General features: G+C 64.1%; 15 protein-coding genes. 7 read left to right on the top strand and 8 right to left on the bottom strand.

Translation table 11 applies throughout. The features are described 5' to 3' along the window. Positions 1 to 3: 3 nt before the first annotated feature. The 6 genes from MRY17_RS11195 to MRY17_RS11170 all read left to right on the top strand — a co-directional run bounded on the left by MRY17_RS11195 (position 4) and on the right by MRY17_RS11170 (position 6570). A complete protein-coding gene (locus MRY17_RS11195; RefSeq protein ID WP_181285760.1) occupies positions 4 to 936 on the top strand; it encodes a DUF58 domain-containing protein in 933 nt (310 codons plus the stop codon). Next, positions 933 to 1427: a DUF4381 domain-containing protein gene (locus MRY17_RS11190; RefSeq protein WP_124432476.1), complete on the top strand. Its 495-nt coding sequence runs from the start codon at positions 933 to 935 to the stop codon at positions 1425 to 1427. The genes MRY17_RS11195 and MRY17_RS11190 overlap by 4 nt, the downstream gene beginning before the upstream one ends. Next, positions 1420 to 2508, top strand: coding sequence for a vWA domain-containing protein (locus tag MRY17_RS11185; protein WP_191953317.1), 1089 nt, complete (start codon positions 1420 to 1422; stop codon positions 2506 to 2508). The genes MRY17_RS11190 and MRY17_RS11185 overlap by 8 nt, the downstream gene beginning before the upstream one ends. Further along, positions 2505 to 4244: a tetratricopeptide repeat protein gene (locus MRY17_RS11180; protein WP_243353770.1), complete on the top strand. Its 1740-nt coding sequence runs from the start codon at positions 2505 to 2507 to the stop codon at positions 4242 to 4244. Before MRY17_RS11185 ends, MRY17_RS11180 begins: the two co-directional genes overlap by 4 nt. Continuing rightward, entirely contained in the window at positions 4241 to 5881 is a 1641-nt protein-coding gene (locus MRY17_RS11175; protein ID WP_243353769.1) for a BatD family protein, read from the top strand. The genes MRY17_RS11180 and MRY17_RS11175 overlap by 4 nt, the downstream gene beginning before the upstream one ends. 449 nt (positions 5882 to 6330) lie before the next feature. Further along, complete coding sequence (locus MRY17_RS11170; RefSeq protein WP_181285093.1) at positions 6331 to 6570, top strand: DUF6124 family protein; 240 nt, start codon at positions 6331 to 6333, stop codon at positions 6568 to 6570. 539 nt (positions 6571 to 7109) lie between these two features. Here MRY17_RS11170 and glsB read toward each other — a convergent pair. From glsB to MRY17_RS11130, 8 genes are all read right to left on the bottom strand, one after another. Continuing rightward, positions 7110 to 8018, bottom strand: a complete 909-nt coding sequence (glsB, locus tag MRY17_RS11165; protein WP_191953379.1) for a glutaminase B — start codon at positions 8016 to 8018, stop codon at positions 7110 to 7112. Between the two features lie 1406 nt (positions 8019 to 9424). Continuing rightward, entirely contained in the window at positions 9425 to 11944 is a 2520-nt protein-coding gene (uvrA, locus tag MRY17_RS11160; protein ID WP_243353768.1) for an excinuclease ABC subunit UvrA, read from the bottom strand. Beyond that, entirely contained in the window at positions 11941 to 13653 is a 1713-nt protein-coding gene (locus tag MRY17_RS11155; protein WP_124432470.1) for an ATP-binding protein, read from the bottom strand. Before MRY17_RS11155 ends, uvrA begins: the two co-directional genes overlap by 4 nt. Before the next feature lie 100 nt (positions 13654 to 13753). Further along, positions 13754 to 16825, bottom strand: a complete 3072-nt coding sequence (locus MRY17_RS11150) for an error-prone DNA polymerase (protein ID WP_243353767.1) — start codon at positions 16823 to 16825, stop codon at positions 13754 to 13756. A 136-nt stretch (positions 16826 to 16961) separates the two neighbouring features. Further along, on the bottom strand, positions 16962 to 18377 hold the full coding sequence (locus MRY17_RS11145; RefSeq protein ID WP_181285803.1) for a Y-family DNA polymerase: 1416 nt from the start codon (positions 18375 to 18377) through the stop codon (positions 16962 to 16964). 7 nt (positions 18378 to 18384) lie between these two features. Further along, positions 18385 to 18999: a translesion DNA synthesis-associated protein ImuA gene (imuA, locus tag MRY17_RS11140; protein WP_124432467.1), complete on the bottom strand. Its 615-nt coding sequence runs from the start codon at positions 18997 to 18999 to the stop codon at positions 18385 to 18387. Beyond that, the gene (gene lexA / locus MRY17_RS11135) at positions 18999 to 19616 is read right to left on the bottom strand and encodes a transcriptional repressor LexA (protein WP_191953323.1); all 618 of its coding nucleotides are present in this window, start codon (positions 19614 to 19616) and stop codon (positions 18999 to 19001) included. The genes imuA and lexA overlap by 1 nt, the downstream gene beginning before the upstream one ends. Before the next feature lie 651 nt (positions 19617 to 20267). Next, the gene (locus MRY17_RS11130; protein ID WP_057725287.1) at positions 20268 to 20855 is read right to left on the bottom strand and encodes an NUDIX domain-containing protein; all 588 of its coding nucleotides are present in this window, start codon (positions 20853 to 20855) and stop codon (positions 20268 to 20270) included. A gap of 181 nt (positions 20856 to 21036) precedes the next feature. Between MRY17_RS11130 and MRY17_RS11125 the strand changes: the two genes are divergently transcribed. After that, complete coding sequence (locus MRY17_RS11125; RefSeq protein ID WP_191953324.1) at positions 21037 to 21963, top strand: alpha/beta hydrolase; 927 nt, start codon at positions 21037 to 21039, stop codon at positions 21961 to 21963. The last annotated feature ends 32 nt before the right edge of the window (positions 21964 to 21995 follow it).

Here is a 21995-nt window from a genome sequence, read left to right as displayed (position 1 = left end):
TCGATGAATGCGAGCGCGGGTATCCACGTCACGCTCAGTGAGTTGATCGAGATGCGCCATCGCGTGCGTGAAGTGCAATTGTTTTCCACGCCCGGCCAGCGCAGCCCGTTGATCGGCCTGCATCACTCCAAGCTGCGCGGGCGCGGTGTGGATTTCGACCAGGTGCGCGTGTATCAGGCCGGGGACGACGTGCGCACCATCGACTGGCGCGTGACGGCGCGCACCCAGGAGCCCCACACCAAACTGTTCCACGAAGAGCGCGAACGGCCGATTTTCATCATGGTCGAGCAGAGCTGCCGGCTGTTTTTCGGCTCGGGGCAGATGTTCAAATCGGTGCTCGCCGCACAAGCCGCGAGCCTGATCGGCTGGGCGGCGCTGGGGCATAACGACCGTGTGGGCGGCCTGGTGTTCGGCGACAGCGAGCACTACGAAATCAAACCCCGGCGCAGCAAGCAAAGCCTGCTGCAACTGCTTAACCGCCTGGTGCGGGTCAACCAGAGTCTCACAACCGAAAGCCTTCCTGAAGCCGACGCGCTGGGCATGGCCCTGCGCCGTGGCCGCGAAGTGCTGCGTCCAGGCAGCCTGGGCATTGTGATCTGTGATGAGCGCGCGCTCACCGAAGGCGCCGAGCAACAGTTGAGCCTGCTGTCACGCCACTGCGACCTGCTGCTGTTGCCCATCTCCGACCCGCTGGACCACGCCCTGCCCGCCGCCGGGTTGCTGCGCTTTGCGCAACGAGGCGCGCAACTGGAACTGGATACGCTGAATGTCGACTTGCGCCAGGCCTACAAGGCCCAGGCCGAAGCGCGCATCGCCCGCTGGGAGCGGCTGGCGCAGAAACTGCGGGTGTTATTGATGCCATTGAGTACCCAGAGTGAAATGGTCGAGCAATTGCGCGAATACCTCAACCCGCAACGCCCGGTCAAAAAACAATGAGCAGCCTGGACCAACTGCAACCCTTGATCGCCCCGCCGGCCATCGGCTTCTGGCCGCCTGCGCCGGGCTGGTGGTTGCTGTTGCTGGTGATTCCGTTGCTCGGCTGGGGCCTGTGGCGACTGCGGCGCTGGCTGCCCGCCCGTCAGCCTGTGGCCCGCGCCGAACAACCGCTGGACCCGCTGCGCATCGCGGCGCTGGCTGAGCTGGCGCTGATGCCCAAGCCCTATGACGGCGCGCCCGCCGGTGCCTGGCTGCAACAACTCAATGGCTTGCTCAAGCGCCTGTGCCGCAACGACTACCCCTACAGCCAAAGCCACACCCTCAACGGCCGCAAATGGCTGGCGTTCCTGGATAACCGCTGCCCCGCCGCCGGCCTCACGCGCTGGATGGTGCTGGTCGAAGGCGCCTACAAGCCAGAATGCAAACTCGACGACAAGGCCATCGCCGGTCTGACCCAAGCCGTCGACACCTGGATTCGCAAACATGTTTGAGTTCGCCTGGCCGTGGATCTTTGCCCTGTTGCCCTTGCCGTGGCTGATGCGCCTTGTGCTGCCGGTGGCCGACAGTGGCGAGCCGGCCTTGAAAGTCAGCTACCTCAACGACCTCGAAAGCCTGGCCCGGCGCCGCGCCCGGATCAACCTGCCGGGCTGGCGCCAGCAGGCCCCCTTCGTGGTGCTGTGGCTGCTGCTGTTGACCGCCGCCGCACGCCCGGAATGGCTCGGCGAGCCGCTGCCGATTGCCGCCAGTGGCCGCGACTTGCTGGTGGCCGTGGATGTCTCCGGTTCCATGGATTTTCCCGACATGCACTGGCAGGACGAGGACGTCAGCCGCCTGGCCCTGGTCAAGCACCTGCTCGGAGACTTTCTTGAGGCACGCGAGGGCGACCGCGTGGGCCTGATCCTGTTCGGCAGCCAGGCCTACCTGCAAGCGCCGCTGACCTTCGACCGGCGCACCGTACGCACCTGGCTGGATGAAGCGCGCATCGGCATTGCCGGCAAGAACACCGCGATCGGCGACGCCATCGGCCTGGCCTTGAAACGCCTGCGCCAGCGTCCGGCGCAAAGCCGCGTGCTGATCCTGGTAACCGACGGTGCCAATAATGCAGGGCAGATCGACCCGCTCACCGCCGCACGCCTGGCCGCCGACGAAGGCGTGAAAATCTATCCGATCGGCATCGGTGCCGACCCCGAGCAGACCGGCTCCCTGGGTATTCTTGGCGTGAACCCGAGCCTGGACCTCGACGAACCGGCGCTCAGGGCCATCGCCGAGGCCACGGGCGGCCAGTATTTCCGCGCCCGTGATGGCAAGGAGCTGGAACAGATCAAGACCACCCTCGACACCCTTGAGCCGGTCGAGCAGCAACCCACCCGGGCCCGCCCTGCCCGCGCACTGTACAGCGGGCCTCTGGCCCTGGCGCTGCTGCTGAGCGTGCTGCTGGTGGTGCAAGAGCGCTGGCCGAACAACGCCTTGCAGCGGCTGTACGACAAACTGTCGAGCAAGCGCCTGTTCCGGCCGCAGAGCCCTGAATGGCGCCAGCGCCTCCAGCGCCTGCGCTTGCGGAGGCGTCGATGATCGCGCTCTGGCCGCACTGGCTGCGTCCCTGGTGGCTGTTGCTGTTGCCGCTGCTCGGCTGGTTGCTCTGGCAACTGTGGCACCGGCAAAAGCGCGCCGGGCGCTGGCAGATCATCCTGCCGCCAGCCTTCCACGCCGTACTGCTCAGTGGCGGCAACGGTCGCGAAAGCAAATCCCCCTGGGTCGTGCTGGGCATCGCCTGGCTGCTGGCCTTGCTGGCGCTGCTGGGCCCCAGCTGGCAACGGGTTGAACAACTGAGCCAGAAGCATTCCGACCCGCTGGTGGTGCTGCTGGAACTGACCCCCGAAATGCTCGCCACCGACAGCCCGCCCAACCGCCTGGAACAGGCGCGGCGCAAGCTGTACGACTTGCTGCAAGCGCGCACTGATGCGCAAACCGCCATCGTTGTGTATGCCGGCAGCGCCCATACCCTGGTGCCGCTGTCCGATGACCTGGCCACCAGCCGGAACCTGCTGGAAGCGCTGCGCCCCTCGATCATGCCCGAGCCCGGCCACCGCGCGGACCTGGCCGTGGACAAAGCCCTGGCCCTGCTCAAGCACGGCGGCCTCGGCCAGGGGCGCCTGCTGCTGATCGGCTCGTCGCTGTCCAAGCAGGAGCGCCAGGGCATTCGGCTGCTGCTGCAAGGTAACCAGGCGCCGAGCCTGTCGATCCTCGGCATCGGCAGCCGTGAAGGCACGCCGGTCACCCAGGAAAGCGGCGAATTCCTCAAGGACGAACAGGGCGCGATCCTGATCCCGCGCCTGGACAGCCCGACCCTCAAGGCGTTCGCCAGCGAAATGGGCGGCCGCTACCGAGCGGCGCGCCTGGACGACAAAGACCTGCGGCAATTGGGCGTACTCGATGCGCCCCAAGCCCTGCGCGACGACGGCCAACTGCTGCGCCTGGACACCTGGGCCGACCAGGGTTATTGGCTGCTCCTGCCGCTGCTGCTGTTGGCCGCCTGCGCGGGACGGCGCGGCTGGCTGTTTTGCCTGCCGCTGCTATTGATGGCCGCACCCCAGCCCAGCTACGCCTTCGACTTCCAGGACCTGTGGCTGCGTCCCGACCAGCAGGGCCAGTATCTGCTGAAGAAAAAACGCCCCGCCGAGGCCGCCGAACGCTTCCAGGACCCGCAATGGCAAGGCGTGGCCCTGTACGAAGCGGGTAACTATGCCGAGGCCATCAAGCGTTTTGCCGAAGCCGACAACGCCTATGCCCACTACAATCGGGGTAACGCCCTGGCCCGGTCCGGTGCGCTGGAAGCTGCCGTCGACGCCTATGAGCAGGCGCTCGAAGCCCAGCCCGACCTGCAACCGGCCCTGAAAAACAAGGCACTGGTGGAAAGCCTGCTGCAGCAGCAAGCGCAACCCGAGCCCGACGAACCCGAAAAAAACCAGGATGACGAAACCACCCAACCCGGCCAGACTGCACAACCGGGCGCCGACGGGCAAAATGCCAAGGGTGGTGAGCAATCCACTCAGGGCCAGGGCCAGACCGGCAACGGCGCGACCGACACCGCCAGCACGCCGCTAACCGGCAGCAACGACGTGCCAGGCAGCGAGCTGGGCGACGAGCACACCACCACGCCGCCGCTGCGCCCCGCCGAAGCGAGCCTTGAAGGCGAGCATCGCCAGGCGCTGGAGCAATGGCTGCAGCAGATCCCGGACAACCCCGGTGAGCTGCTGCGGCGCAAATTCTGGTACGAACAGCAACAGCATCAGGACAAGACTCGATGAGCCGCCGCACCCCCCTTCTGCTCTTGCTCGCCTTGTCGGCAAGCCACGCCCAGGCGGCGAACCTGGTCGCCAGCGTCGACCGCAGCCGCCTCAATTCCGGGGAAACGGTGGAACTGACGGTGGAGTCCAGCGATGTGACCCAGTTCGGCAAGCCCGACCTGTCGCCCCTGGATGCGCAGTTCGAAGTCAGCGGCACGCGCCAGATCAACCAGCTCACCACCCTGGGCGGCGATAACCACGCGACCACGCGCTGGATCATTACGCTGCTGCCCAGGGAAAATGGCACGGTGGTGATCCCGCCGCTGCAAGTGGGCGAACTCAAGACCCAGCCGATCACCCTGCAGGTGGTGGAAACCGCCAGCCAGAACACCAGCGCCGAACTGGCGCCGGTGTTCGTCGAAGCCAGCCTCGACAAGACCAGCGTCTACGTGCAGGCCCAGGCGCTGTTGACCGTGCGCGTATATCACTCGGTGTCGCTGTATGACGACAGCAGCCTCACGCCCCTGCAAATCCCCGACGCACGCGTCGAACAACTGGGCGAGTCGCGCACCTATGAAAAAGTCATCAACAGCATTCGCCATGGTGTGATCGAAACACGCTACGCGATCTACCCCCAGCGCAGCGGGCCATTGACCATCGCGGCGCAGACGTTCAGCGCCACGTTGGTGGAGTCGCGCCCGCCGCAGGAGAACACGCTGCAGGGCACCAAGCCGGGCAAGCTGATCCACGCAAGCACGGCGCCCCTTGCGCTGACGGTCAAGCCCAAGCCCGAGTTCTACCCCGCCGATGCGCCGTGGTTGCCGGCACGCAGCCTGAGTCTGGACGAAGCCTGGAACCCCGTGCCCGAGCATGTGCAGGTCGGTGACTCGCTGACGCGCAGCCTCACGGTCAAGGTCGAGGGCCTGTCCAGCGCGCAACTGCCGGCGCTGCCCAGTACCGAGGTCAACGGCCTGCGTCGCTACCCGGATCAACCGGTACTGGGCAACGACACTCGTGACCGCGGCCTGATCGGCAGCCGTGAAGACCGCGAAGCCCTGGTGCCCACCCGTGCCGGTGCGCTGGAGCTGCCCGCGGTGGAAGTGGTGTGGTGGAACACCCATGAAGATCATCTGGAGCGCACCACCCTGCCGGCCCGCACCTTGCAAGTGGCGGTCAACCCGAGCCTGGTGGTGGACACTCCAGCCATGCCGACTGTCATCACCGCGCCGGATGACGAACGCCTGTGGCTGTGGCAACTGAGCACCCTGCTGCTGGCCTGCACCACCTTGCTGGGCTTCGGCCTGTGGTGGCGCGCCCGTCGCCAGCCCGCCGTACAACGCGCCGCGCAAACCGGACCCAGCCCGCGCACCCTGCTCGACGACCTCAAGCGCGCCACCCAGGCCAACGACCCCCAGGCCACCCGCCAGGCCCTCGACGCCTGGGCGCGCCAGCAACCGGAAACCCTGGCCGACATGGCGGCGCGCTTCGTGCCGTTATCGGATGCGTTGGACGGGCTCAATGGCGCACTGTACAGCGAGAGCGGCCAGTATTGGCTGGGCGAAGACCTGTGGCGGGCGATCAAGGCCATCCCCGTGGCCGAGCGCGAGCAAGACCCGGCGCTGGACACCACCAGCCTGCCGCCGCTTTATCCCAAGTAAACGATCAACTAGAGCGTGTAGATCCTCCAAAGCACTGGAGATCCAAATGTGGGAGGGGGCTTGCCCCCGATGGCGGTGGGTCAGTGACAACAGAGCTGGCTGACCCACCGCATCGGGGGCAAGCCCCCTCCCACAGGATTGCGCCCACTCAGATATATCCCACAACCGTTTCAGGTTGTCCCTCGGAACTTGGCTGGCTAACCTCCTCGCCGTCGCTGCCAATTCAGCGACCGGATTTGACCGTCCGACCTTGTTAACGAACTGCTACGCCCTGCACCTATCCCAGGCGTTTTTTTTGTGCCTGAGGTATCGTGTCGCGGCAGTTGTGCGCGGGATACCTTCGGGTATGCCGGGTTCGTTGACAACCGGTCGGTCAACCCGCGTACAGCTGCCACCTTCTTCGTTTGACCGCGAACGCTGGCGGCTCCACTTGTCAACGGAGTTTCACCATGATCAAAGACACCCCCAATCCTCCAGAACAACTCTTTACCGTACGCCCCAACCTGGGCACGGAAACCTTGCTGGTCAACGCCTCCCAGGACCTGGCATCCATCACCGACATCGCCACCCGCCTTGCTTTCGAAATCGACGGAACCCATCGCAATGTAGCGCTGGGCATCTGCCGGATGCTTGAAGGCGTGCAACTAATGGTGGACAAGGTGCTGGACGAGGCCTGCCCAGCCACGTAAATCTGGAGCGTATAAAATCCTCCAAAACACTGAAGATCCAAATGTGGGAGGGGGCTTGCCCCCGATGGCGGTGGGTCAGCGACAACAGCGCTGGCTGACACACCGCATCGGGGGCAAGCCCCCTCCCACATTTGGATCGCGGATCGACACATGATACCGGTCGGCTCTAAGGCCGCCGCGCTTTTGCTCTTGATCTCAGGCGCCCCGTTAAACCACGCTGGCCGAACGCAGGCTTGAATTCGTGGGCAACCCGGCAGGACGCCGGGTTAGCCGCACTGGGCCAGGGATGGCCCATTGCGGCGGCCCACGGATTCAAGCCTGCGTTCGGGCACACCGAGCCTGGGCGAGGTGCCGAGTGGTGGGGCAAGAGCGTTTTGCTTACTTTTGCGCTTTTCAAAAGTGAGCCGCTGTAAAAGCGGAACCGCCAGTCGGCGTTACCGCAGAAACGGATATGTACTCAATCCAATCCAGCATCCTGGTCGGCCCCGAGGCCGCCATCGGGAGCAAGCCCCCTCCCACAGTTTATTTCGGTGACACGCTCAGAACACCGACCACCCAATCCGCTCACTCAACAACTCCAACGCCTTGATCCCCGCCAGCGAGTTGCCCGCCGCGTTCAGCTCCGGCGACCACACGCACACGGTAAACTGCCCCGGCACCACCGCGACGATACCGCCACCTACCCCGCTCTTGCCCGGCAAGCCCACCCGATAAGCAAAATTGCCCGCCTCGTCATACAGCCCGCTGGTGGCCATGATCGAGTTCACCTGTTTGGTCTGGCGCGCGGTCAGGATCTGTTCGCCACTGTGGGCACTCACGCCTTCGTTGGCCAGGAAGCTGAACGCCCGGGCCAGATCCAGGCAGCTCATCTGCAAGGCGCAGTAGTTGAAGTAACTGTGCAGCACCGCGTCCACATCGTTATGGAAGTTGCCGAAGGATTTCATCAGGTAGGCCATGGCCGCATTACGCGCACCATGCTGGGCTTCGGATTCGGCGACCACGCTGTTGACCAGGATCTGCGGATTGCCCGACAGCCGCCGTACAAAATCGCGCATCGACAGGATCGGCACGGCGAAGCGCGACTGGTTGATGTCGCAGATCACCAGCGCACCGGCGTTGATGAAAGGATTGCGCGGTCGGCCGCGTTCGAATTCCAGTTGCACCATGGAGTTGAATGGTTGCCCCGACGGTTCATGGCCCAGGCGCTCCCAGATACTTTCGCCGCCGTGGTCGATGGCCTGCACCAGGCTGAACACCTTGGAAATGCTCTGCACCGAAAACAGCGTGTCGGCGTCGCCGGCGCAATAGGCCGCGCCATCGTTGCCGTATACTGCGATGCCAAGCTGGTTGGCGGGTACGTCGGCCAGGGCGGGGATGTAGTCGGCGACTTTGCCGAGGCCGATCAGAGGGCGCACTTCGTCGAGGATCGACTCCAGCAGCGCCTGCATGTCTTGTCCTGTCATCTTCTCTGGATCAGTGGTGAACGAGGCGCGCAGGATACTTGACTGGGCGCCAAAGCCCCACACCTCTCTGGTTTTCCGGCAACGAACACTCAAGACAGCCTTAAATGCAAAATTCTGATAATAGTTAAAAAATCAATTCACAATTCTAATAAATACCTGAGCGTGGTGCGCCAGGAATGGATCAGCGCCACGCCCTGCTTGTGTGCATGTCAACAGTGGGATTGGTGGCATTGGCTTGAGGTTGCCAAGATCATGGTGGATCGTTCTATCGAATGCATGAAGTCTTCGGCCTGAACGCGATCAAACTGTGGGAGGGGGCTTGCTCCCGATAGCGGCTGATCAGTCACTATCCATTTACCTGACCCACCGCCATCGGGGGCAAGCCCCCTCCCACATTTGTCTGTATTTCAACATTGGACTGGGTGGCATTTGCTGGAAGTTGCCAAGACCAAGGTGGATCGCTTTATCGAATGCATGAAGTTTTCGGCCTGAACGCGATCAATCTGTGGGAGGGGGCTTGCCCCCGATGGCGGCGGATCAGTCACTATCCATTTACCTGACCCACCGCCATCGGGGGCAAGCCCCCTCCCACATTTGTCTGTATTTCAACATTGGACTGGGTGGCATTTGCTGGAAGTTGCCAAGACCAGGGTGGATCGCTTTATCGAATGCATGAAGTCTTCGGCCTGAACGCGATCAAACTGTGGGAGGGGGCTTGCTCCCGATGGCGGCGGATCAGTCACTATCCATTTACCTGACCCACCGCCATCGGGGGCAAGCCCCCTCCCACATTTGTCTGTATTTCAACATTGGACTGGGTGGCATTTGCTGGAAGTTGCCAAGACCAGGGTGGATCGCTTTATTGAATGCATGAAGTCTTCGGCCTGAACGCGATCAAACTGTGGGAGGGGGCTTGCTCCCGATGGCGGCGGATCAGTCACTATCCATTTACCTGACCCACCGCCATCGGGGGCAAGCCCCCTCCCACATTTGTCTGTATTTCAACATTGGGATGGGTGGCATTTGCTGGAAGTTGCCAAGACCAGGGTGGATCGCTTTATTGAATGCATGAAGTCTTCGGCCTGAACGCGATCAAACTGTGGGAGGGGGCTTGCCCCCGATGGCGGCGGATCAGTCACTATCCATTTACCTGACCCACCGCCATCGGGGGCAAGCCCCCTCCCACATTTGTCTGTATTTCAACATTGGACTGGGTGGCATTTGCTGGAAGTTGCCAAGACCAGGGTGGATCGCTTTATCGAATGCATGAAGTTTTCGGCCTGAACGCGATCAAACTGTGGGAGGGGGCTTGCCCCCGATGGCGGCGGATCAGTCACTGTCCATTTACCTGAACCACCGCGATCGGGCTCTCCCCTCCCACCTTGAACCGACTAGATAAGTTCACGCGCGAGGAACGGCGCCGTGCGGCTGTTCTTGCTGTTGGCGACCGCCTGTGGCGTACCACTGGCCACCACCTTCCCGCCCGCGTTGCCGGCCCCGGGGCCGATATCGATCACCCAGTCGCTCTGCGCCACCACGCGCATTTCATGCTCGACCACTACCACCGTATGCCCCGCCTCCACCAGCTGATTGAGCTGGCTGAGCAGGCGGTCGACGTCCTTGGGATGCAGCCCGGTGGTCGGTTCGTCCAGCACGTATAACGTGGCGCCCCGCGCCGTGCGTTGCAGCTCGGTGGCCAGCTTGATGCGCTGCGCTTCACCGCCCGACAACTCGGTGGCCGGCTGGCCCAGGCGCAGATAGCCCAGGCCGATATCGCGCAGCACCTGCAGGGCGCGCAACACGCCGGGCTGTTCGGCAAACACCTCGACGGCCTGCTCCACGGTCAAGCCCAGCACTTGGGCAATATCCAGACCTTGCCATTTGACCGCCAGGGTCTCGGGGTTGTATCGCGCACCGTGGCAGGTCGGGCATGGCGCATACACGCTGGGCATGAACAGCAACTCGACACTGACAAACCCTTCGCCTTCGCAGTTCGGGCAACGACCCTTGGCGACGTTGAAGGAAAATTGCCCCGCGTCGTAACCGCGCTTCTTCGCCGCCGGCGTGGCGGCGAACAATTTGCGCACGTTGTCGAACAGCCCGGTATAGGTCGCAAGATTGGAACGCGGCGTACGGCCGATGGGTTTCTGGTCCACCTGCACCAGACGGCGGATCTGCTCCAGCCCGGCGCTGATACGGCCTTCGCTGGCGGCTGGCGCAGCGTCTTCCAGGCTGGGCTCGTCGGTGCTTTCCAGCACGCGCCCGAGGCCGCTGCTGACCAGTTCCAGCAGCGCCTGGCTGACCAGGCTGGATTTGCCCGAACCGGAAATCCCGGTCACCGCCGTGAAGCAGCCCAGCGGGAAATCCACCGCAAGATTCTTCAGGTTGTTGCGCGTCACCCCCTGCAGCTTCAGCCAGCCGCTGGGTTTACGCCGCGCTGGATTCAACGGCGACGGTTCGGCAAACAGGTATTCACGGGTCTGCGACGCTGCGACCTGCGCCAACCCTGCAGGCGGGCCGCTGTACAAGACTTGCCCGCCGTGCTCGCCGGCGGCCGGGCCGACATCGATCAGCCAGTCGGCGCGGCGCATGGTTTCCAGGTCATGCTCCACCACAAACAGCGAATTGCCGGCCGCTTTCAAACGCGCAAGCGCGCTGAACAAGGCTTCGCCATCGGCCGGATGCAGGCCCGCCGAAGGCTCGTCCAGCACGTAGATCACCCCGAACAATTGCGAGCCCAACTGAGTGGCCAGGCGCAAGCGCTGCAACTCCCCGGACGACAGCGTCGGCGTACTGCGCTCCAGGGACAGGTAGCCCAGGCCCAATTCGATGAGGGTAGTGACCCGTTCGAGCAGATCCTCGGCGATGCGCTGGGCCGCCAGGCGTTTTTCCACCGACAGTTTCATCTTGTCCTGCCCCGCCGCCACTGGCCGCAGCAGCTCGGCCAGGCGGGTCAGGGACAGTTGCGACAGCTCACCGATATCCACCCCGGCGAACTTCACCGACAGCGCCGCCCGGGTCAGCCGCTTGCCCTCGCACAACGGGCAGGCACTGCCTTGCATGAACTGCGACACGCGCTTTTTCATCAGCGCACTTTGGGTATGCGCGAAGGTGTGCAGGATGTAGCGCCGCGCACCGCTGAAAGTGCCCTGGTAACTGGGCTCCAGCTTGCGTTTCAAGGCATCGCGGGTCTGCGCCGGGGTGAAGCCGGCGTACACCGGTACGGTGGGGGTTTCGTCGGTGAACAGAATCCAGTCGCGCTGTTTTTTCGGCAGATCGCGCCATGGGGTATCCACGTCGTAACCCAGGGTCACGAGGATGTCGCGCAAATTTTGCCCCTGCCATGCCAGCGGCCAGGCCGCCACCGCGCGCTGGCGAATGGTCAGGGACGGGTCGGGCACCATCAGCGCTTCGGTCACTTCATACACGCGGCCCAGGCCATGGCATTGCGGGCACGCGCCCTGGGGCAGGTTCGGCGAAAAGTCCTCGGCATACAGCATCGCCTGCCCCGGCGGGTAGCGACCGGCGCGCGAATACAGCATGCGGATCAGGCTCGACAAGGTGGTCACGCTGCCCACCGAGGACCGCGCACTCGGCGTGCCGCGCTGCTGTTGCAGGGCCACGGCGGGCGGCAAGCCTTCGATACTGTCGACATCCGGCACGCCGACCTGGTCGATCAGGCGTCGCGCATAGGGCGCTACCGATTCGAAATAGCGACGCTGGGCCTCGGCATACACGGTGGAAAACGCCAGGGACGACTTGCCGGAACCGGACACGCCGGTAAATACCACCAGGGCATCGCGGGGAATATCCACGTCGACGTTACGCAAGTTGTGTTCGCGGGCGCCGCGCACCCGCACGAAGCCGGTGTGCTGGGCGGTCGGAGAAGGAATGTTGCGCTGTGAAGTCATGGACAACCTTGTCTGGCGGTGAGCACGCTGCGGACCCGTTGCGTCAGGGCGTCGGGGCTGTAGGGTTTGCTCAGCAGGTGAATATCGGCGCTCAGCAGATGATTGGAAGAAAGAATGTCGCGGGTGTGGCCGGAGGTGAACAGCACCGGAATCGGCGGCACCTGCTCACGCGCCCAGTTGGCCAGGTCGATGCTCTTGATGCGGCCGGGCATCACCACATCGGTAAAGATCAGTTCCGGCTGCAGGCCGGACTGCAGTTTGGCCATGGCCTGATCGCCGTCTTCGGCCGTCAGCACGGTGTAGCCCGACTGCTTGAGCAGCTCCACCACGGTCAGGCGCACGCCTTCGTTGTCCTCCACCACCAGAATGGTTTCCTGGCCGGTGCAAGGGCTCTCCAGGTCAATGTCCGGTTCGACATGTTCCGGTTCCAGGCTGCGCGGGAAATACATCTGCACCACCGAGCCTTTGTTCTCCTCGCTCCAGATGTCGACATGCCCGCCGCTCTGACGGACAAAGCCAAACACCATGCTCAGCCCCAGGCCGGTGCCCTGCCCCTCGCGCTTGGTGGTGAAAAACGGTTCGAACGCGCGCTTGAGTACCGTCGACGGCATGCCCACGCCGGTGTCGGTGACCGCCAGGCGTACATACTCGCCGGGCTTGATGCTTTTGCCCGCGCAGTCGGCCGGGTTGAGGATGATGTTCTCGCCGGTGATACGAATCACGCCCTCACCGTGCATGGCATCACGGGCATTGATCGCAAGGTTGAGCAGCGCGTTTTCCAGCTGGTTGCGGTCGACGTTGATGCACCAGGAATCCTGGGGCAACTGCACGTCGATATGAATGGTTTCGCCCAGCGCGCGCTGCAGCAGTTCACCCAGGCCTGCGTAGATACGTTGCGGGTTGTACACCGCCGGCGACAACGGCTGACGCCGGGCAAACGCCAGCAATTGCGAAGACAAGGTGGCGCCGCGCTCCACCGCGGCAATCGCGGCAGACACGCGCCGCTGCACCTGCGCATTGTCCGGCTCATGGCGGGCCAGCAGGTGCAGGTTGCCGGCGATCACTTGCAGCAGATTGTTGAAGTCGTGGGCCACGCCGCCGGTCAGGCCGCCAATCGCCTCCAGTTTCTGCGACTGGCGCAACTGCTCCTCGGCGGCGGAACGCGCCTGCACTTCGGCCGCTACACGCTGCTCCAGATTGTGGGTCAACTCCTGGCGCACCCGCTCGGATTTGACCAGCTCAGTGGTCTCGACCACGATCGCCAGCACCCCGGCCGGTTGCTGGTTGTCGCCGGCCACCGGGCTGTAGTAGAGGTCCAGCCACAAGGTTTCCGGCTTGCCGTTGCGCGACAACACCAGCTCCTTGTTGTTGAACGACAAGGTGCCACCGGCCAGGCAGGTGTCCACCACGTGCCGGTTGAACTCGGCCACTTCCGGCCAGCCCAGTTCCACCGGCGTGCCCAACAGGTACGGATGACGACCGCCGGCGAACACCGAGTAGCTGTCGTTGTAGATCATGTAACCCGCGCGCCCCCATAGCATCACCATCGGCACGGGCGAAGCGAGCATCATCTGCACGGTGCAGGCCAGGCTGGTGGACCAGCGATCGATCGGGCCAAGGTCGGTGCCTGACCAGTCAAACCCGCGAATCCGCTGGGCCATTTCACCGGCCCAGCCTTCACAGCCGTGGGGGTTGGATAAAAATTGCATGATCGGGCTCTGGGCAAAGAGAAGGCAGTTGCAACTTTTGGAGCGCGGCGGCGGTAGATGGTTTCATCTTGTATAACTTAAGCCGAAGAAACCACTGGCCTCAGTGAAAATCCCGGCTGCGCACCACCATGCCATCCAGCAGCGGCGAGAGGTCGGTCAGGCGCCCGGCGATCAAATGCCGCACCTCGCCCACCGCCTCCCAGCGTCCGTCCACCTTGAGCAGACGCGAGCCGACCAGGACCTTGCGCTGACGTTCGGCCAGGTCGCGCCAGACCACCACATTGAGGTTGCCGAACTCGTCTTCCAGGGTGACAAAGGTCACGCCGCTGGCGGTGCCGGGCCGTTGGCGCCCGGTGACCAGCCCGGCCACGCTCACATTGCGTCCATGCTCCACGCTCTGCAGCTCCCGGGAACTGCGGCAGCGGCGCTTGCGCAGTTCGGCGCGCAGCAGCGTCAAAGGGTGCGGCCCCAGGGTGGTGCCGAGCGTGGCGTAATCGGCGTGCAAGTCCTCGCCCACCGTGGGTTGAGGCAACACCACGTCTGCTTCATCGGGGCTCGGCAGGCCGGCAAACAGGCCCAGTTGGGTCTGCACACCGGCCACCTCCCAGCGCGCCTGATGCCGGTTACCGACCAACCCGCGCAAGGCGCCGGCATCGGCCAGCAAGGCCTGGGCGCGCGCATCCAGGCCGGCGCGGGCGTCGAGGTCGGCAATGTCGCTGAATGCGCGGCGCTGGCGCACGGCCTCGAGGCGCCGCCCATCGTCTTCGCGAAACCCTGCGATCATGCGCAGGCCCAGGCGAATCGCCGGTTGCCCGCCGTCGATGGGTTCCAGGCTGCAATCCCAGTCGCTGGCCTGCACGTCCACCGGGCGGATCTGCAGGCGGTGACGGCGCGCGTCCTGCAGGATCTGGTCCGGGCTGTAGAAGCCCATTGGCCAGCTGTTGATCAGCGCGCAGGCGAAAGCCGCCGGCTCATGGCATTTGAGCCAGCAACTGGCGTAGGTCAGCAAGGCAAAACTGGCCGCGTGGGACTCGGGAAAACCATAGCTGCCAAAGCCTTTGATCTGCTCGAAAATCTGCGCGGCGAAGGCTTCGGTGTAGCCGTTTTTGAGCATTCCGTCGCGCAGCCGCTGCTGGTGCGGTTCCAGGCCGCCGTGGCGTTTCCAGGCGGCCATGGAACGGCGCAACTGGTCGGCCTCGCCGGGGCTGTAGTCGGCGGCGACCATGGCGATCTGCATCACTTGTTCCTGGAACAACGGGATGCCCAGGGTGCGTTTCAACACCACTTCCAATTCAGGCGATGGATAGGTTTCCTCTTCCTCTTTATTCCTGCGCCGCAAATACGGATGCACCATGCCACCCTGGATCGGCCCCGGCCGCACGATGGCGACTTCGATCACCAGGTCGTAGAAAGTTTTCGGCTTGAGCCTGGGCAGCATCGACATCTGCGCCCGCGATTCGATCTGGAACACGCCGATGGTGTCGGCCTTGCTGATCATCGCGTAGGTGGCCGGGTCTTCCTTGGGAATAGTTGCCAGGCTCCAATCCTGGTGGCGATGGCGGCGCAGCAAATCGAAGCAGCGACGGATCGCGCTGAGCATGCCCAGCGCGAGGATATCCACCTTGAGCAGGCCGACGGCATCGAGGTCGTCCTTGTCCCACTGGATGATGGTGCGCTCGGCCATGGCGGCGTTCTCCACCGGCACCAGGGTGTCCAGCGGGTATTCGGAAATCACGAAGCCGCCGGGGTGCTGGGACAAATGCCGGGGAAAGCCGATCAATTGCCGGGTCAGGGTCAATACGCGACGCAGCAACGGGCTGTCCGGGTCGAAGCCGCTTTCGCGCAGACGCTCCAACGGCGGCGCGTCGTCGCTCCAGCGCCCGCAGCATTCGGCCAACGCGTTGATCTGGTCGGCCGGCAGTCCAAGCGCCTTGGCCACATCGCGCACCGCGCCGGTCGCGTGGTAACTGCTGACCACCGCCGTCAATGCCGCGCGCGTGCGGCCATAACGCTGGAACACGTATTGCAGCACCTCTTCGCGGCGCTCGTGTTCAAAATCCACGTCGATATCCGGCGGCTCGTTGCGCTCCCTGGACAGGAAACGCTCGAACAGCACGTTGCTCAGGCTCGGGTTGATCTCGGTAATACCCAGGGCAAAACACACCGCCGAATTGGCCGCCGAACCGCGCCCCTGGCACAGGATCGAACGGCTGCGGGCAAAGCGCACGATGTCATGCACGGTGAGGAAGTAACTTTCGTAGCCCAGTTCGCTGATCAGCTCCAGTTCCTTGTCGATCTGGGCCAGGGTCTTGGGATCGATGCCTTCGGGCCAACGCTGGGCAATGCCTTCCTTGGTGAGGATGCGCAGCCAGGATTCGGCATCATGGCCTGCGGGCACCAGCTCGCGTGGGTAGTGGTAGCGCAACTGGCCGAGGTCGAAGGTGCAGCGCCGCGCGATGGCGAGGGTTTCGTCGAGCAGGGCTTGGGGGTACAGCGCGGCCAGGGCATCGAGACTGCGCAGGTGGCGCTCGCCATTGGGGTGCAAATGCAGGCCGGCTTCGGCCACCGGTACGTGATGGCGGATGGCGGTCATGGTGTCTTGCAGGGCTCGGCGGCCGCGCGCATGCATGTGCACATCACCGCAGGCGACGGCCGGGATCTGCAGGCTGGCCGCCAGTTGCAGGCGTTGTTCCAGGTGGCGCGCATCGTCCTGGCCACAATGCAGATGCACCGCCAGCCACAGGCGCTCGGCGAAGGTGCGGCGCAGCCATTGAATGTTGGCCTGGGTGTCGCTGTCCTGCGCCACCCACAACGCCAGCAGGCCGGGCAGCGGTTGCTCGAAGTCTTCCTGCAGCAGGCGGTAGCGGCCCTTTTCGGCGCGGCGTCGGGCCAGGGTGATCAAACGGCACAGGTGCTGGTAACCGCTCAGGTTCTCCACCAGCAGCACCAGTTTCGGCCCGTTCTCGATGCGCACTTCACTGCCGATAATCAGCGGCAGCTCCAGCGCCTTGGCCGCCTGCCAGGCGCGCACGATGCCTGACAGCGTGCATTCATCGGTGATCGCCAGGGCGCTGTAGCCTTGGTGTTTGGCGCGTTCGAACAACTCCAGCGCACTGGAGGCACCACGCTGGAAGCTGAAGTTGGACAGGCAATGCAGCTCGGCGTAACTCATGCCTGCCCCGTCCCTGTAGGAGCGAGCTTGCTCGCGAAAAACCCTGGGGCACCGCATTCATTCAGGTACCCCGCGTTATCGTTAACTCTCTTCGCGAGCAAGCTCGCTCCTACAGGGGGTGGTGGCCTGTTGGTGTTCATGCGAACCAGCCTTGCAGCCATAACCCATCCTGTTGCCCCACCGTGCGGTAGGCCCAGCCTTGCTGGCCGGTGCGGGTCTGGATGAGGTAATAGTCGCGGCGGATATCGGCGCCATCCCACCAACCGGATTCGATGCGTTCCGGTCCCATCAGGATCTGTACGCCCTGCTCGGCCAGCAAGGTCGGTTGGTTCAATAACCAGCCAGGGCGCCGCACCTTGTTCAAGGTCGGGCATGGGTGACGGTCAGCGGCGGTTTGCCAGGCGCATTCAGGGCGATGGTCGGCGTGAAAACGCAGGCCCTGCACCGCTTCATCGCCCAGGCGCGCGCGCAGGCGTTCGCGCAATTGCTCCCAGGGCAGGGTCTGTTGCGGGCGGTCGTCGAACAGGTCCTGGCGCTGCGGCACGAACACCGGCAAGTCCTGGGCCACCAGACGAAACCCGCGCACCGGTGCCGTGACTTGCACCTGCTCCAGGCGCCCCCGGGCCAGTTCGAACAGCATTGAAGGCTCGCGTTCGGCACTCAGCAGGCCGACCTTGATCACAGAGTCCGGTGCCTGGGCATGCTCCAGGTGCAGGTCGAAACGCTGCACGCCGCTGTCGCGTCCACACAGGAAGGCGGACAAGTCAGCGGTCAGGCGGCGCAAGGGAAACAGCAACGCCTGGTGGGATTGCACATCGAAATTCAACTCGATGCGCACATCGAACCGGTCCGGCGGCTGATAGAAATCCAGGGCCAATGGCCTGTGCCCGGTCAGGGCGTCGAGGTGCTTGAGCAGGCTGGCATCGAAGCGCCGCGCCAGGGTATGCCGGGGCAGCGCCTGCACCTGAGCCAGGGTGCGCAGGCCCATGCGCGACAAGGCGGTGGCGGCCTGCGGGTCAATCCCGGCGCGGTCGACCGGCAGTGGCGCCAGGGCCTGCATCAAGGCAAGGTCGTCGGCCACCGCCAAACCATCGTAACGATTGGCCAACACCCGCGCCGCCGCCGGGTTGGGCGCGGCGACGATGCGGTGACGAAAGCCCAGCTCGGTCAATTCCTTTCGCAGGCGCGCTTCGAACTGCGGCCAGGGCCCGAACAGGCCCAGGCTCGACTCGATTTCGAACAGCAAGGCGCGCGGATAATACACGCTGACCTGGGAGCTGAAGCGGTAGGCCCAGGCGGCCAGAAATTGCTGCCAGCGCTCGATGTCCAGCGGGTCGTATTCAGCGCAGGCGAAGGTCTTGGTCAGCGCATGCGCGGCCGTCAGTGACTGGCCGGGACGCAACCCCAGGTCGCGGGCGGCGGCATTGACGGTTTGCAGCACGCGCCGCTGCGGCGTACCGGCCAGCAGTGCCAGCGGCTGATCGGGCTCGGGATGGGCACGCAGCACTGCGTCCAGCGCCAATTGCGGGAAGACGATACAGACCCAGCGCATGGCAACCTCAATGCCCCGCCAGGGCAATCGGCGCCGGGTGGGCCAGGCCGCCCCGGCATTTGAGCACGCGCACTTGGGCCGGCCTTGCTTCGACCGCCAGGCGCAAGGCAGCCGGTGATGGGTTGATCGCCTCACTCAAGGAGCGCCAGGCAAATGCCAGGGTCTGCCCGGTTTCCGCCGCCACCTGCAAACGGCGCAAGGCACGGTCATCGGCCTTGTGCGGCCAGCACAGCACCGCGCCGCAACTGCCCGAACGCAGGCATTGCTCCGCCGCCCACAGCGCGTCGCGTTCCTGGGCCTGGATCACCGCGAGCTGGCGCACATCCACCCCGGCGTTCTGCCAGGCGTGGGGGTACGGCGTGTAGGGCGGCGCCACCAGCACAATGCGCTCGCCCAGCGCCGACAAGCGCGCCAGGGTCGGCAGCACCAGTTGCAGTTCGCCCACGCCGTCCCGGGCCATCAGGATTTCACTCAAGGCCGCCTCCGGCCAGCCGCCGCTGGGCAGCACCGCGTCCAGCGCCGCCAGCCCCGTGGGATGCACACTGGCCGGTGGCGCGGCGGGCCGGCCCTTCCAGACTCGCCCGCCATTGAACAGCGAGTCCAGGGCAACTACGGCGCCCATCAGCCTTGCCTCACCAGGCCGCAGAACACCCCTTCGATGGCCAGGTCCTGATCGGCCCCGACCACGATAGGCTGATACGCCGGGTTGCGCGGCAGCAGGCGCACTTTGTTGCCAGTGCGCTCGAAACGCTTGATGGTGACCTCACCGTCCAGGCGCGCCACCACAATCTGCCCGTTCAAGGCCTCGGCACTGCGCCGCACGCCCACCAGGTCGCCATCGAGAATGCCATCTTCGATCATCGAATCGCCCTGCACGCGCAGCAGGTAGTCGGGGATTCTGGCGAAGGTGGCCGGGTCCAGTTGCAGGCGATTGTGCACTTCGGCATCCGCGCCGATGGGCAGGCCTGCGGCGACACGACCGAGCACCGGGATGTCCAGCCATTCGGGACGCGGCGGTTGGTTAAGCAAACGAATACCGCGAGCCTGGTTGGGGTTGACCTCGATAAAGCCGGCTTCGGTCAGGGCCACCACATGCTTGCGCGCGACACTGCGCGAGGCAAAGCCGAACGCCTCGGCGATCTCGGCGAGGCTGGGGGGCTGGCCTTGCTGCGCGATACGGTCGCGGATGAAAGTCAGAATGGCGGTACGGCGGGGGGTCAGGGTCGTCATGGAGTACATTTGTACTCCTGTGGGAAATTTCTGACAATAGCCGTCAGTCGGGGTTGGGAGGCTGACCTCAAAACCAGGAGTAAACACGCTGCACGTGTGGGAGGGGGCTTGCCCCCGATGAGGTCGAGTCAGTGAGTGCATCCGTGACTGACACACCGCCATCGGGGGCAAGTCGAATCGTCGCACCGCCCCTCCCACATTTGGACCCGGATCAACACGAAATACCGGTCGGCTCCAAGGCCGCCGCGCTTTTGCTTTTGATCTTAGGCGCCCCGTTAACCACGCTGGCCGAACGCAGGCTTGAATCCGTGGGCAACCCGGCAGGACGCCGGGTTAGCCGCACTGGGCCATGGATGGCCCATTGCGGCGGCCCACGGATTCAAGCCGGAGTGAGGGCACACCGAGCCTGGGCGAGGTGCCGAGTGGTGGGGCAAGAGCGTTTTGCTTACTTTTGCGCTTTTCAAAAGTGAGCCGCTGTAAAAGCGGAACCCTAAGTAGCCGTTACCGCAGAAACGGATATGTACTCGGTCCGCCCCAACATCCCGGCCAGCCCAGAGGCCGCCATCGGGGGCAAGCCCCCTCCCACATTTGAACCGGGATCGACACGAAATACCGGTCGGCTCTAAGGCCGCCGCGCTTTGCTCGTCAGCCGCGATCCCGCTACCAGCGTTCTTTCAACATGCGCAGTTCCAGATGCTGCAACAGCATGATGGTCTTGCCATCCACAATCTCTCCGCTGGCCACCATCCCCAGCGCCTGCTCGAATCCCAGCTCCAGCACTTCGATATCCTCGCCCTCTTCCGCCAGGCCGCCGCCGGCGCCAACCCGGTCGCCCGCCTGGTACTCGCCGATAAAAAAGTGAATGCGCTCGGTCACCGATCCCGGGCTCATGAACGCCGCGTAGATTTTCTCGACATGCCCCACGCGGTAGCCGGTCTCTTCCTCGGCTTCCAGGCGAATGCGCTCTTCGGGGCTGGCGTTGTCGAGCAATCCCGCCGCCGCTTCGATCAGATAACCGGGGTAATCATTGACGAACGTGGGCATGCGGAACTGGCGGATCAGCAGCACCGTACGTTGCTCGCGGTTGTACAGCAGAATGGTCGCACCGTTGCCCCGGTCATACACTTCACGGGTCTGGGCTTGCCAGCTGCCATCGCGACGGCGCAGGTCGAAGCTGTATTTCTTCAAGAGGTACCAGTTGTCCGAAAGGGTTTCTTCGGCGGTGATGCGCACGGGGCTGTTGTCCATGGTCGGGCCTTTGCTCAAAACGCGGAGCATCTCGTGCGGGCCATGCAGCGTCAAGCAGGTCGCCCTGCTTGCATAGCTGCAACACTTTGCAAGCAATCGCGCGTTACGGCCGTCGCATTAATTTCTCCCCTCCCCGAGCCATCTGGTACAACCCGTGCTTGGCCTTTGTCCTGGAACTATCATGTCATCTCGCTCCATGCCCCGCCGGGGCCTTCGCCGGTTTGTGCTGCTGTGCATGGCCCTGTTGATCGTCGGCCTGCCGGTCGGCTGCGCCGTGCTGCAACACAAGGAGCGTGAACTGGTGTTTCGCATCGAACCGGGCACTGCGGGCTGGTACACCGGCCTGCCCGGCGCTGTGCAGGAGTTCGATATCAAGCCTGCCGCGTTCAAGTCCGGCCAGAACATCCATGGCTGGTGGTACCCGGCCGCACAGAAAGATGCGCCGGCCATCCTGTATTTGCACGGCGTACGCTGGAACCTCACCGGTCAGCTGTTTCGCATCGAACAGTTGCACGCCCTGGGCTATTCGGTGCTGGCCATCGACTATCGCGGCTTTGGCAAAAGCCAGGGCGACCTGCCTTCGGAAACCACGGTGTATGAAGATGCGCGCATCGCCTGGGAGCGCTTTCAACTCCTGCAACCGGACCCCGGCAAACGCCTGATCTACGGCCATTCCCTGGGTGGCGCGGTGGCCATCGACCTCGCTGCGGAGTTGAGCAGGCAGGTACCGCTGCCGGTGCGTGGCCTGGTGATCGAATCCACCTTTACTTCCCTGGGGGATGTAGCCACGGCCGTTGCCAATACCTCATTGCCGGTGCGCTGGTTGCTGTCGCAGAAATTCGATTCCATTGACAAGATGGCTGATATCCATATGCCATTGCTGGTGGTGCATGGCCTTGATGACCGCTACGTACCACCGCGTTTCAGCCAGCAATTATTCGATGCCGCCCAGCAACCCAAGCGACTGTTATTGGTACCGGGCGCCGGCCATAACAACAGCATGAGCCTGGCCGGACGCAATTATGCCCTGGCACTGCACAAGCTGATGCAAACGACGATGCCACCACCGGTGGTCACCCACTCCACAAGTAGAGGGAATGACTCATAAATGCGCTTTTCGGCACTGGTTTGGCCAAGTCC

Origin of the sequence: Pseudomonas orientalis (genome assembly GCF_022807995.1) — a bacterium.
Taxonomy (GTDB): Bacteria; Pseudomonadota; Gammaproteobacteria; order Pseudomonadales; family Pseudomonadaceae; genus Aquipseudomonas; species Aquipseudomonas orientalis_B.
The sequence above is the reverse complement of the archived record's forward strand: the minus strand, read 5'-3'. Positions and strand labels throughout refer to the sequence as shown.